Annotated in this window: 12 protein-coding genes; 10 read left to right on the forward strand and 2 right to left on the reverse strand. The window is 51.8% G+C overall.

Features of this window, described 5'->3' with window-relative positions; translation table 11 throughout:
- Window positions 1–10 precede the first annotated feature (10 nt).
- On the reverse strand, window positions 11–1,060 hold the full coding sequence (locus M0D42_RS09325; RefSeq protein WP_265018340.1) for an ABC transporter substrate-binding protein: 1,050 nt from the start codon (window positions 1,058–1,060) through the stop codon (window positions 11–13).
- 188 nt (window positions 1,061–1,248) lie between these two features.
- Here M0D42_RS09325 and M0D42_RS09330 point away from each other — a divergent pair, with 188 nt between their 5' ends.
- Both M0D42_RS09330 and M0D42_RS09335 read left to right on the forward strand, forming a co-directional pair.
- The gene (locus tag M0D42_RS09330; RefSeq protein WP_265018341.1) at window positions 1,249–2,166 is read left to right on the forward strand and encodes a LysR family transcriptional regulator; all 918 of its coding nucleotides are present in this window, start codon (window positions 1,249–1,251) and stop codon (window positions 2,164–2,166) included.
- A 71-nt stretch (window positions 2,167–2,237) separates the two neighbouring features.
- On the forward strand, window positions 2,238–3,449 hold the full coding sequence (locus M0D42_RS09335; protein WP_419195934.1) for a M14 family metallopeptidase: 1,212 nt from the start codon (window positions 2,238–2,240) through the stop codon (window positions 3,447–3,449).
- Window positions 3,450–3,628: 179 nt separating this feature from the next.
- On the opposite strand, the gene M0D42_RS09340 is transcribed toward M0D42_RS09335, so the two are convergent.
- On the reverse strand, window positions 3,629–4,558 hold the full coding sequence (locus M0D42_RS09340; RefSeq protein ID WP_265018342.1) for a GntR family transcriptional regulator: 930 nt from the start codon (window positions 4,556–4,558) through the stop codon (window positions 3,629–3,631).
- Window positions 4,559–4,872: 314 nt separating this feature from the next.
- Between M0D42_RS09340 and M0D42_RS09345 the strand changes: the two genes are divergently transcribed.
- The 8 genes from M0D42_RS09345 (at window position 4,873) to rraA (ending at window position 12,250) form a co-directional block, all read left to right on the forward strand.
- A complete protein-coding gene (locus M0D42_RS09345; protein ID WP_265018343.1) occupies window positions 4,873–5,853 on the forward strand; it encodes a Bug family tripartite tricarboxylate transporter substrate binding protein in 981 nt (326 codons plus the stop codon).
- Between the two features lie 76 nt (window positions 5,854–5,929).
- The gene (locus M0D42_RS09350) at window positions 5,930–6,361 is read left to right on the forward strand and encodes a tripartite tricarboxylate transporter TctB family protein (protein WP_265018344.1); all 432 of its coding nucleotides are present in this window, start codon (window positions 5,930–5,932) and stop codon (window positions 6,359–6,361) included.
- 12 nt (window positions 6,362–6,373) lie between these two features.
- The gene (locus M0D42_RS09355) at window positions 6,374–7,915 is read left to right on the forward strand and encodes a tripartite tricarboxylate transporter permease (protein ID WP_265018345.1); all 1,542 of its coding nucleotides are present in this window, start codon (window positions 6,374–6,376) and stop codon (window positions 7,913–7,915) included.
- 84 nt (window positions 7,916–7,999) lie between these two features.
- Window positions 8,000–9,073, forward strand: a complete 1,074-nt coding sequence (locus M0D42_RS09360) for an isocitrate/isopropylmalate dehydrogenase family protein (RefSeq protein WP_265018346.1) — start codon at window positions 8,000–8,002, stop codon at window positions 9,071–9,073.
- 87 nt (window positions 9,074–9,160) lie between these two features.
- Complete coding sequence (locus tag M0D42_RS09365; RefSeq protein WP_265018347.1) at window positions 9,161–9,832, forward strand: aspartate/glutamate racemase family protein; 672 nt, start codon at window positions 9,161–9,163, stop codon at window positions 9,830–9,832.
- Window positions 9,833–9,844: 12 nt separating this feature from the next.
- Window positions 9,845–11,128: a 3-oxo-tetronate kinase gene (otnK, locus tag M0D42_RS09370; protein WP_265018348.1), complete on the forward strand. Its 1,284-nt coding sequence runs from the start codon at window positions 9,845–9,847 to the stop codon at window positions 11,126–11,128.
- A complete protein-coding gene (gene otnC, locus M0D42_RS09375; RefSeq protein WP_265018349.1) occupies window positions 11,128–11,769 on the forward strand; it encodes a 3-oxo-tetronate 4-phosphate decarboxylase in 642 nt (213 codons plus the stop codon). Before otnK ends, otnC begins: the two co-directional genes overlap by 1 nt.
- Before the next feature lie 7 nt (window positions 11,770–11,776).
- On the forward strand, window positions 11,777–12,250 hold the full coding sequence (gene rraA, locus M0D42_RS09380) for a ribonuclease E activity regulator RraA (protein WP_265018350.1): 474 nt from the start codon (window positions 11,777–11,779) through the stop codon (window positions 12,248–12,250).
- Window positions 12,251–12,260 lie beyond the last annotated feature (10 nt).

Below are 12,260 nucleotides of genomic sequence, written 5' to 3' on the forward strand. Positions count from 1 at the left end.
TCGGTCCGACTTAACGCGAAATCATCTCAAGATATTTGTCAGACAACCAATCGCCTTCACGCAGATGAATTGCTGTTTGAGTACGAATGGCATTCCCAGTGGTGCTAATGGCTGCAAATTCTTCATCCGTCAGATCCATTGTCTCGCGCTTGGCAACTGGGGCCACGCCGAGATTGCGGGCCAGTTTTGCCTGGATGTCTGGACGGATCATATAGTTGATGAATTGCTCTGCCGCATCGATGTTCTTGGAGTCACGAGGTACAATCCAATAGGCGTCTCCAAGAATGCCACCCTCTTGCGGGAAAGTAGATGTCACCGGGCGCCCGTCCGCTGCGGAAAGCATGGTTACGTCATGGTAGTACAGGCCACCTGCAAGCTCTCCCGCTTCAAGACTTTGCTGGAATTGACCTTCATCACGATACCAGAGCTGCACCTGAGGCTTTAGCTCTGCGATTTTCGCGATGATCTGCTCCAGACCCTCGCGGGTTTCCATGGTGTCATACCCGTCAAAGAAGGTCAGAGCTGTGGCTTCAATCAGACCGCTGTTGGAGTTTGAGGTCAGTCCAAGCTTTCCATCCCAATCACGTGTCCATAGATCAGCCCACGAAGTGGGCGCATCTGGGGCTGCGTCGGTATTTGTGACAAAAGTCGTAAACCAAGTCAGCGCTCCGACGGCATTCAGGGCGCCATCTTCACTTTCTTTGGTGAACCCATCCAGCAGCGTTGCCGTGTTGGGGATATCTGCGGCATCAAGATTGGCCCAAAGACCGATTGATTGACCACGGATGAAAACCTCATCGGCCACCAGCGACAGATCCGCAGGCGCCTTTTTGGCGCGCGCCGCATTTGTCAGCTGTGTCAGCCATGCTTGGTCAGCTGGCTGCGCAATGGAGCGCACTTCAATTCCGGTTTCCTCTGTAAATCCAGGATAAATCGCGGATTTCAGTGTTTCTTCAAAAAATCCGCCCCATGCACTGACGGTGATTTCCTCCGCAGAAGAGTTAGAAACCATTGCTGTTGCCAACCCCGCCGCGATAGCAAGTGTTTTGACTGAATTCATGATTTGAACTCCCTGTGTTTTGCTGGCAAGCAAAAGCGCTAGCTTGCCGTTGATCAGATTTAGCGTTTCAACAAACCTATGATGCATGCATAATTAGAAACCATATCAATCAGGTGATGTATGCATAATCCACACTACATGCTTGCCGAATTCGGCTTAAGTTTCAAACAGTTCTAACTGGAGACACGATGCGTCTATCCGACATCGATTTGCGTTTGCTACGTGTTTTTAAAGCCGTCGCTGAAACCGGTGGATTTGTAAAAGCACAAGGACAGCTGGGAATCAGCCAGCCAGCGATCAGCGCGCACATAGCCAATCTCGAACAACGGCTGAACGTGCGACTTTGTAATCGCGGGCGACAAGGGTTTTCCCTGACGGCTGCTGGCAATGAAGTTTTGGAGGAGACCAATAAGCTCCTGAGTCATCTCGACTCCTACGCTTCAAAGCTGAATGAAATCGGTGGAAGAGCGAAGCAGCTTCTCCGGATTGGTGTGGTTGATTGTTTGGTAACAGACGACGCCAACCCGGTGAGCCGTGGAATAGAAGCAATCAATGCAGCCTTTGACCAACTGCGTATCCGCATCGGGGTATATGATTACCTTGATAACTTGACAGAGCTTCGTGCAGGACGGCTGGATATCGTGGTGGTGGGTACCACTTGGGAAGCGCAAGTACCCGAAGATTTGGAAACCCTTCACCTTTATGATGAGACAAGCGGGTTGTTTTGCTCTCCGCAACATCCATGCGGCCAGACAACAGACGCCGACACCCAAGAGGCGCATCTAAAAAGCAGCAAAATATCTGCTCATAGCTTTTTGAATAACCCGATTGATGAGAGTCTTGAAATCCATCTGCTCGAAGAAAATGCGGAAGTCTCTCAGGGAAACATTGAATCAACAACTTATTTGACGCTTGCCGGTACCCACGTGGGGCTCATTCCAAAACATTACGCTGATCGCTGGGTGCGAACCGGAAAACTCGTGCCTGTCGCACCCGACCGATACCAAGTTGTCTCGCAAATTCACGCTGTCCGGTTGAGATCTAAGACACCCAATGACGTTGCAGATCACATTTGGAAACACCTTAAGATGCAAAGAAAGGCCTAAGCAGATGTATTTCTGCTGATGATGTTTGGATCACCCAAATTGTCTGTTTCAGCGTGTGAAAATTTCTTAGCGTGTGCCGACACATCGGATCCGAAGGTTTAGATCCTGATTCATCTAGAACAGCAGTTCTTTATCTGACGGAGGCAAAATTGTTCGTTGATGCAAATTTTGATGGTGGGAATATCGACCTCGCAGATTGCAGGGAAAACGGAGAAATTGAACTTCGTATCCGTCCAGACTCTGCGTCATCTCATGCTCAGTGGTTCTATTTTCGCGTATTGGGTGCTGGCGGACAACATTGCAAGTTTTCAATTCTGAATGCCGGAGAAGCCTCATATCCCGAAGCCTGGACAGATGGTTCGGTTGTTATGTCACGCAATCAAGTGGACTGGTTCCGAGTGCCGACAACCTATGCGGACGGGTGTTTGACATTCTCCTACAAATGCCCGTTTGAAGTTCTCTACGTTGCGCTTAGTCCGCCTTATTCTTACGACCGCCACCAAGGCCTGATCAGCAACGCACTGGCCACGGACACCTGTCGTCTCGCCGCCGTTGTTCAATCTGTCCAAGGCCGGCCAGTCGAGGTCCTGCAGATAGGAGACGCACCTGAAAAGTCACCTGCTGTTTGGGTCATCGCACGACAACACCCTGGTGAACCAATGGCTGAATGGTTCATGGAAGGCTTAATAGAGCGTCTCCTGTCTTCGCCGGACCCTTTGACAACAAAACTTCGCAAGACACTTCGCTTCTTTCTCGTTCCAAATATGAACCCTGATGGAAGTATTGCTGGTAATCTGCGCACCAACGCTGCTGGCGTGGACTTAAACCGGGCTTGGGCAGCTCCGGATGAGCAGGTCAGCCCAGAAGTTGCGGGCGTCATGCACCTGATGAAAGAGCGAGGCGTCGATCTGTTTCTTGATATTCATGGGGACGAAGAGTTCCGGTTTGTGTTCGCTGCAGGTTGTGAAGGCATTCCCGATTTTTGCGAGCGAATGGCCAAGAATGATCAAAACTTTAGACAAGATTTTCAGAGCGCGAACGCTGATTTTTTGACCAGAAATGGATACCCTTCCGATCCGCCTGGGGGTGCCGATTTGTCAATCGCTTGCAATCAAATCGGACACAGGTTCAGGTGCTTGTCGATGACTATCGAAATGCCGTTCAAAGAGAATGCAGCGAGAGTGAATGATCCAGAAGGTTGGGGTATACGTCACAGCAAAGAACTCGGTGCCGCCATTCTGTATCCAATTGCGAAAAAGTTTCAGTTGACAGGCACCACATGATCAGTCGCCGGCCTCTGGCCCACAGCTGACATTTCTGCACGTGTCTAAATGTTGCAATGCAGCCCGCCTAACCGATCATTCGCTGCGCTCGCGCTGTCAAAAGACTTTGGAGTTCATCGCGTTGGCTTTCGCTGCGTCCGCAAATTATGACTTTTGGGTCTTAAGATCGACTTGCATTACTAGCTCTTCCTATCAAAGTGACTTCCATCATTCTTTGTGGCAGACCAATTCCAAGCAATGGGCGACTTCCGTTTCAACGCTCCGCTCAGATGACGCCGCATAAGGTAAGATGCATCCACAATTTCACCGCATTCAAGAAGATTAATAATCTCGAGGTGTTCGCTGCATTGTTCAACAATGCGTTCGCGGTTGATCTCTGCTCGATATTCCATCAATCGGCGCATTCGGTTCACACGCTGCAACGCCATCAAAAAAAACGGATTGCCGGAAAGCCGAATGAGTTCTTCGTGGAAATCCGATCCATTTCGCAACAAAACTTCACCTGGAGTTTCCGAAATATCCTTTTCCAACATTCCTGCCTGAGTTCGCTTCAACTCGTCGAGTACTTTGCGGTCAACTTCGAAGCTAGGTTCCAGCATTGCCGCTGGCTCGATGGCCATGCGAAATTGATAAATCTCGTCGAAAGCTTCGGCAGTCTTAGCAACCGGTAGAAGTTTCCAGCCATAGCCATCCTTGGGTTCAGCCCAGCCTTCGCGTGTCGCGCGGCTTAGGAGTTCCTGCGTACCTGATTTGGTTAGGCTGTATTTCTGGCGCAAACTTTGTTCTGTGACGATTTCAGGCAGAACATCTGTCAACCAATCCTCAGCAAATTGTTGATAAACACTTGCGTCTGTGCTCTGATCCTCAGCGAATTCTTGGATCAGAGAGCGATCAATCTGCTCAGGTACAAAATAACCACGGTTAGGAATTCGTTCCAAAACCTTTGCTTGCTCTAAAGCGATCAAAGCGTCCCTCACCGGCGTACGGGAAACCTGATAGCTATTCGCAATCGTCTGAGTCCCGATGTGTGATCCTGCCTTTAGCGCCCCACTCAGTATTTCTTGAGCGACGCGGAGGGCAATCTTGTTGCTTAGATCGGTGGTTCGCAAGTCTCTTACCTCAGCTTTCGTCTTCAATTTGGCTTAAGCCTAGATTGGTTTTATGCCGAGATAAGAGCCAAAACTCAACCGAGAAGTTACTTTGGTTATATCAGTAGCAATATCCAAAAACCTCCAAATATTTTTATTTTTCGACATCAAATAATCACAAATATCGCTGATTTTATTATAAATCTCTCAATTGCAAGTCATTCAAAATTGGCTTTCTGCGTTTTCATGTGCAATTTAATATTGGCTTTTAGTGTCCCGATATGCAAATTTGTCGTGACGAAGAATCGTCTAGCAAAACTGGGAGGAAAATCATTTTGTTTAGAAAAATCGCAATCGCTGGTGTTTCCGCGGCCATGATGATGGGCGCTACAGGCGCCAATGCTGAATTCAAAGCGGACAGCCCACAATGTATCGCCCCATCGAACCCTGGTGGTGGCTGGGATTTCATCTGCCGCACAACAGCGAAGTATCTGTTTGACCTTGGCATCATCGAAGATTCAATGCAGGTCACCAATATGTCCGGTGGCGGCGGTGGTGTTGCCTTCGCTCACGTCACTAAAGAGCGTGACGACGACAACAACCTGATCGTTGCGGCGTCTATGTCCACCAGCGCTCGTATCGCTCAGGGCATTTATGAAAACGCAACGCAAGACGACGTCCACTTCCTGGCAACCTTTGGTGCAGAATACGGCGCAATTGCTGTACGCGCTGACTCTCCTTATCAAACACTCGCAGACATGATGGATGACATCCTGAAAGATCCGCGTTCTGTTGGTATCGCGGGTGGTTCGTCCGTTGGTTCCTTCGACCACATAAAACCGATGCTGGTTGCACGTGAGGCCGGTATGGAAGATGTCACCCAGCTGAAATACGTGTCCTTTGACGGTGGCGGGGAAGCGATGACAGGTCTGCTGTCTGGTGCGACCGAAGCACTGTCTGGTGACTTCTCAGAGATGCTGGGCTTCCTGGAATCCGGCGACATCCGTATTATTGGTATCATGGCGCCTGAGCGTCTGAAGAACTACCCTGATATCCCAACAGCAAAAGAGCTGGGCTATGACGTCGTGGGTGCGAACTGGCGTGGTCTCTACATGCCGGCAGGTTCTTCTGATGAAGCGAAAGAGTTCTGGTCCGACGCGATCAAAACTCTGACCGAAGATCCGGGTTTCCAAGCAGAACTGGAAGCGGCCGCAATCGCTCCGTTCAACAACTTTGGCGACGACATGTACAACTTCGTAGCGGGCAGCATTGCTGACGTAGAGAAGCTGTCTCGTGAGATCGGCATCATCAAGTAAGCGCAAGCTTTCTGATACTCCGGGCTGGTCTGAGAATTTCGGATCAGCCCACACTTATTCTTTATTGGAGGCAAAAATGAGTGACCGCATTTTCGGCGGCTTTGGATTGGCGCTGGCCATCTTCTATATTTGGGCCGCTTCCACAATCAAAGACAGCTTCATGGTTGATGTGGTCGGGCCGCGCGCCTTCCCGTACATCGTTGGCACCATTGTTGGTCTTTGCTCCATCTATTTCATCGTCCGTCCCGACGATGAGCCGGAATGGCCTCAAGCACGCGCATTTGCAGAGATTGTTTTCGCAGCGGCGGTAATGTTCGCCTACTGCTTAGCTCTGCCAGAATTCGGCTTCGTAATTTCCACAATCTTTGCAACGGCCTACCTGACTTGGCGCCTCGGCACCGCGCCGCTTTGGTCGATAGTTTCAGGCGTTGCGACTTCTGTCGGGATTTACGTTGTTTTCCACCTCATCCTCGGCCTTTCTCTGGCTGAAGGTCCATTGGGTTTCTAAAGGACTGAAACTATGGAAATTCTATCACTTCTCGCAGAGGGTTTCGGGGTTGCGTTAACACCGACGAACCTATTTCTCGCGATTATTGGCTGTTTCTTGGGCACCCTGATGGGCGCGCTTCCAGGACTTGGGCCAGCAAACGGCGTTGCGATCCTTATCCCGATCGCTTTCTCTTTGGGCCTTGACCCAACTGGTTCTTTGATCCTTCTCGTCAGCGTCTACTACGGCGCGATGTACGGTGGTCGGATCTCCTCGATCCTTCTGAACATTCCAGGCGACGAACCCGCGATGATGACCTGCCTTGATGGCTACCCGATGGCACAGCAAGGCAAGGCTGGTGAGGCACTTTCACTTTCCGGTGTCGCATCCTTCGTTGGAGCGTTCGTGGCAACCTGTGGTCTGGTTCTACTGGCACCACAACTGGTGAAAATCGCGTTGCTATTTGGACCGGCTGAATACTTCGTGCTCTTCACTGTAGCCTTCGCAACTCTTGGCGGAATCTCTTCGACGAACCAAGCGAAATCTGCATTTGCTGCGGCGCTGGGTCTTGGTATTGCCATGATCGGTTCTGACAGCCAAACGGGTTCTCAGCGATTCACCTTTGATCACGTACACCTTTACGATGGCATCGACTTCCTGATTGCGATTGTCGGCCTGTTTGCCTTGAGCGAGGTGTTCATTTTCCTTGAGCATCATCGTAGCAAACAGGGTGTTGCCCCTAAAGCAGCAACCGTAGGTCGCATTATGCCGGACTTCGGCATGATCAAACGCTGTATCCCTTCCATGGCACGCGGCACAGGTCTTGGCTTCTTCTCAGGTGTTCTTCCAGGTGCGGGTGCGTCCCTTGGATCCTTCCTTGCGTACTCCCTTGAGAAACAAGCGGTTGACCGTGATGGCAAGTCCTTCGGAAAAGGTGATCCACGTGGTGTTGCTGCTCCTGAAGCGGGTAACAACGCAGCATCTGGCGGTGCGCTTGTACCAATGCTCGCGTTGGGTGTTCCGGGTTCCGGTACAACGGCGGTTCTTCTGGCGGTTCTTCTGCAGCTGAACATCACGCCGGGCCCGCTGCTGTTCACCAAAAACCCAGACATTGTTTGGGGTCTGATTGCAGCGCTGTTCCTTGCGAATTTCATCCTGCTGGCAATGAACATCCCGCTGGTTGGCATCTTCACACGCGTTCTGATGGTACCGACACGGATCCTGATGCCAATCGTTGCGATGATTTCCTTCGTCGGCATCTACAGCATCACCGGTTCATCCTTCGATGTGATGCTGATGGTTGGCTTTGGCATCGCTGGTTGGGTTCTGCGTAAGCTCGATGTTTCGCTGGTTCCTGTGATCCTCGGCATTCTGCTGGGTAACCAAATGGAAGTGAACCTGCGCCGCGCGATGACAATCTCCGATGGTGATTGGTTCATCCTCGTGGGCAGCCCACTGGCCATCGTTCTCTGGCTGATCGCAATTGCTGGTTTCGTGCTGCCGATGCTGATGGGCCGTCGCATGAAGAAGCGCATGGAATCCATGCACGACAACGAAGAATTCGTCGGCGACTGATCTCGTCCCAATAATCCCGGCCTGCGCTTGTGGGCCGGACCGTTCAAAGACCTGTCACTTGCGTGACAAACTTAGGAGATACAAATGCGTATTATGACCCTGCCGTGTGACGGCATTGGCCCAGAGATTATGGCTGAAACGCTGAAAGTTGTTGAAGCTGCCAACAAGAAATATGATCTAGGCCTGACTTTCCACGAAGAAGAGTCCGGCTTCAAAAGTCTCGAAAAGCACGGCATTACCCTGCGGGAAGAGGTTCTGGACCGCGCACGTACAGAATTTGACGGCGTGATCCTGGGCACACAGTCCCACATGGACTACCCACCACTGGTCGAAGGCGGTCGTAACGTCTCCGCTGGCTTCCGTATCGGTCTTGACCTCTACGCAAACGTTCGTCCTGCGCGCACACGCGACTTTATCCCAAATAAAGCGCCTGACATGGATCTGGTGATCATGCGTGAAGCGACTGAAGGCTTCTACCCAGACCGCAACATGTACAAGGGTGTTGGCGAAATGATGCCAGACTCCGACATGGCGCTGTCCGTTCGCAAAATCACTCGTAACAGCTGCATGCGCATCTGCCGCGAAGGCTTCAAACTGGCGATGCAGCGTAAGAAGAAAATCGCAGCGATCCACAAAGCAAACTCCTTCCTGATGACCGATGGTCTGTTCCTGGAATGCTTCCGTGAAGTTGCAAAAGACTACCCAGAAGTAGAATGCGAAGAGTTCATCGTTGACGCGTTTGCTGCTCTGCTGGTGCGCAAGCCAGAGGCATATGACGTTGTTGTTGCAACAAACTTCTACGGCGACATCCTTTCTGATCTCGCGTCTGAACTGTCTGGTTCTCTGGGTCTTGCGGGCTCCATCAACGCGAACGCAGAAACCGGCCTGTGCTGCGCACAAGCTCAACATGGCTCCGCCCCTGACATCCAGGGTCAGAACGTTGCAAACCCAACTTCTCTGATCCTGTCTGCGGCAATGATGTTGACATGGCTCGGTGAGCAGCGTGGCATTCAAAAGCTGCAAGATGCAGGTAACGCAATTACAGCAGCCGTTGATGCGGTGATTGACGATCCAGCAAAGCGCACCCGTGACCTTGGCGGCTCTGTGAACTGTGATGACTTCGGCACCTTTGTAGCTGAAGCGGTCGCAGCCGCTTGATATCTCCCTTGGTCGGTTCCCTCTTGCCGACCACTCAGGGTGGCGCTGGTCGGTCGGCGTCACCCGCCCTTTCTTGAAAGAATTCCGATGTCGTCAAAACCGCGAATTGCTTTGATTCATGCGACGAGAGTAGCTGTTGAACCTATCGAGACGGCCGCTAAGGAACTTTGGCCCGACGCGGACACCATCACAATTTTGGAAGAAGGACTGTCCGCTGACCGCGCCAGCGGAGCCGCAACACTTGATGAATTGAATGCCCGTATTGTGCGACTCGCACGTTACGTGGAAGACATGAAACCAGATGGAATTCTCTACACTTGTTCGGCTTTTGGTCGCGGTATCGAAAAAGCCGCAGCAACATCGAGCATTCCGGTGTTGAAACCAAACGAGGCGATGTTTGAAGCCGCCTTTGCGAAAGGTGACGACATCGCAATGATCTATACTTTCGAACCGGCTGTTAAAGGCATGGAAGACGAGTTTGCAGAAGAGGCTACCAGCCGCAAGTCCTCCGCTAAGATTCGCTCAGTTTTTGCTGAAGGCGCACTTGACGCATTGAAAGCTGGAGATGGGCGAACCCATGATCGTCTGATTGCTGAAGCGGCAAGAACCATCGGCAAAGCTGACGCGATTTTGCTGGCTCATTTCTCCATGGCGCGGGCAGCGAATGAAGTACGAACGGTAACGGATGTACCGGTGCTCACAAGCCCAGAAGCTGCGATCCACAAACTACAAGCCGCATTGAGCGGAAAGTCAGAATAAGGAAGCTATCAAATGCTGATAGGTGTTATTGCCGACGATTTCACAGGCGCAAGCGATATTGCAAACACCCTAGCTAAGGGTGTTGCACCTGAGGGTGGACTGGCCACGGCGCAGTTCCCGGGTGTCCCATCCGAGCCGGCTCCCGAAAATGTAGAAGCGGGTGTGATTTCTCTGAAAACCCGCACAGCGCCTATTGATGAGGCCGTAGCGGAAAGCCTAGCCGCTCTGGAATGGTTGCTGGAGCAAGGGTGTCGTCAGATCATATTTAAATACTGTTCGACCTTTGACTCAACATCCGAAGGTAATATCGGGCCTGTTGGTCAGGCACTCGCTTTGGCGATGAATGCGCGCGGAGTTGTAGTTTGCCCAGCATTTCCAACGGTTGGCCGCACCGTCTACCAGGGGCATCTTTTTGTTTTCGACAAGCTGTTAAACGAAAGTGGCATGCAAAATCACCCGTTAACACCGATGACCGACCCAGACATCCGCCGATTTTTGGCTCTGCAAACGGAATGGGGCGTGGGACATGTGGCGCAGCCGGTTGTAACCGATGGGCCTACCAGCATTTCTGCGGCTTTGGCCGCGGATGCCAAGGCCGGCAATATGTTCACAGTCGTTGATGCGACATCTGACAATGACCTTTTAACTATTGGCGAAGCGCTGGAAGATGCGTCTTTGATCACCGGTGGTTCCGGTATCGCGCTTGGTCTGCCCCGTAACTTTATTCGAAAACGGTTGGCTCGCGGAGGTGAGACCACATTGGAGGTACAGGGTGGTCCCGGCGCCATTCTGGCCGGGTCATGTTCCGGTGCGACACGCGGTCAAGTGGACTTGCATGAAAGTAGCCAGCCTGCCTACGCGATTGACGTGCCAAAAGTTATCTCTGGCGACATCACTGCTGACACGTTGGTCGACTTCATTGTCGAGCATCAAGGCAAGCAGCCGCTCATCTATTCTTCCGGCACACCGGAAGCCGTCAAAGAAATTCAAAACAAGTTTGGTCGCGCGAAAGTCGCCGCGACTTTAGACGCACTCTTCGCTGATACCGCACGCAAGCTCATCCAGCGAGGCTATCGCAAGATCGTTGTGGCTGGTGGGGAAACCTCTGGCGCGGTGGCTCAAGCAGTTGCAGACGAGCTAGGGAACCCAGCGATGCAGATCGGTCCAGAGATCGACCCGGGGGTGCCCATTCTCAAACTGGGCAACGGTGATCCTGTCTTACTCGCATTGAAATCCGGGAACTTCGGAGCGCCTGATTTCTTTAGCAAAGCTCTTTCAATCATGGGGGGCAACTGATGAACCCGGCAGAACTCAAAGCGCGCGAGGATATGGCGCGACTATGTAAGTCGCTATTTGATCGTGGATTCTCAGTGGGCACAGCAGGCAACGTCTCGGTACGCCTTGAAGACGGCATCCTGATGACCCCAACCAATGTGACGCTTGGCGATCTGGTCCCAGAGCGCATTGCAAAGATCGACCTAGAGGGCAATCACGTTGCAGGTGACCGGCCCACCAAAGAAGTGTTCCTGCATCAGGCATTTTATGAAACCCGCCCAGGGGCCGGCGCGGTCGTGCATCTTCATTCCACCTGGGCAACAGCATTGTCATGCCTTTCCGATGTCAATCCAGACGACTGCGTACCACCGCTGACACCCTATGTGGTGATGCGTGTCGGCACCGTGAAACTGGTGCCATACATAAAGCCCGGCGACCCAAAGTCCGGAGAAATGATCCGCAATCTAAAGGGAAAATACGCCACTGTGTTGCTTGGCAATCATGGCCCTGTTGTGAGCGGCAAGAACCTATTTTCAGCCGTTTGCGCTGCAGAGGAATTGGAAGAAACCGCAAAGCTTTTGGTGGCGCTACGCGGGCAAGAGACCAAACTTTTGAGCGAAGAAGAGGTTGCCGACCTGAAAACAACGTTTGGAACGATTTGATGGCGCCATGAAAACTGCAGACCTAATTGATAATCACGCGGCACAGCTGGAGTTTGTGCATCTTCCCTTCCGTAAATTTGGCCAAAAGGCATTCATCGGTGGAATGATCGAGACGGTGAAGTGCTTTGAAGAAAACACCAAAATGCGTGAGCTGCTTCAGTCTCCTGGCAAAGGGCGTATTCTTGTGGTGGATGGTGGCGGCTCAACACGCACTGCCATCCTGGGTGACAAAATGGCTGGCTGGGCGATCGATAGCGGTTGGGCCGGTTTGATCATCAATGGGGCCATCCGCGACAGCGTCGAAGTCAATGAAATGGACATTGCCGTTTTTGCACTGGGCACATCGCCTGTAAGATCGGAAAAGACAAATGCAGGACAATCCGGGATCGACGTAAAATTCGGCGGAGTTCGTTTTGAATCTGGCCATTATGTGTATGCAGACGCAGATGGGGTTCTTTACAGCCCGGCCAATCTCGTTTGAGCCGTCTAAA

Origin of the sequence: Cognatishimia activa (genome assembly GCF_026016445.1) — a bacterium.
Classification (GTDB): domain Bacteria; phylum Pseudomonadota; class Alphaproteobacteria; order Rhodobacterales; family Rhodobacteraceae; genus Cognatishimia; species Cognatishimia activa_B.

What these genes read in the sequence shown, in the direction of transcription:
- M0D42_RS09360 (WP_265018346.1), top strand. Translation starts at nt 8,000, where the DNA reads ATGCGTATTATGACCCTGCCGTGTGACGGCATTGGCCCAGAGATTATG.
- otnC (WP_265018349.1), top strand. Translation starts at nt 11,128, where the DNA reads ATGAACCCGGCAGAACTCAAAGCGCGCGAGGATATGGCGCGACTATGT.
- M0D42_RS09355 (WP_265018345.1), top strand. Translation starts at nt 6,374, where the DNA reads ATGGAAATTCTATCACTTCTCGCAGAGGGTTTCGGGGTTGCGTTAACA.
- M0D42_RS09330 (WP_265018341.1), top strand. Translation starts at nt 1,249, where the DNA reads ATGCGTCTATCCGACATCGATTTGCGTTTGCTACGTGTTTTTAAAGCC.
- rraA (WP_265018350.1), top strand. Translation starts at nt 11,777, where the DNA reads ATGAAAACTGCAGACCTAATTGATAATCACGCGGCACAGCTGGAGTTT.
- M0D42_RS09325 (WP_265018340.1), bottom strand. Translation starts at nt 1,060, where the DNA reads ATGAATTCAGTCAAAACACTTGCTATCGCGGCGGGGTTGGCAACAGCA.
- M0D42_RS09350 (WP_265018344.1), top strand. Translation starts at nt 5,930, where the DNA reads ATGAGTGACCGCATTTTCGGCGGCTTTGGATTGGCGCTGGCCATCTTC.
- M0D42_RS09365 (WP_265018347.1), top strand. Translation starts at nt 9,161, where the DNA reads ATGTCGTCAAAACCGCGAATTGCTTTGATTCATGCGACGAGAGTAGCT.
- otnK (WP_265018348.1), top strand. Translation starts at nt 9,845, where the DNA reads ATGCTGATAGGTGTTATTGCCGACGATTTCACAGGCGCAAGCGATATT.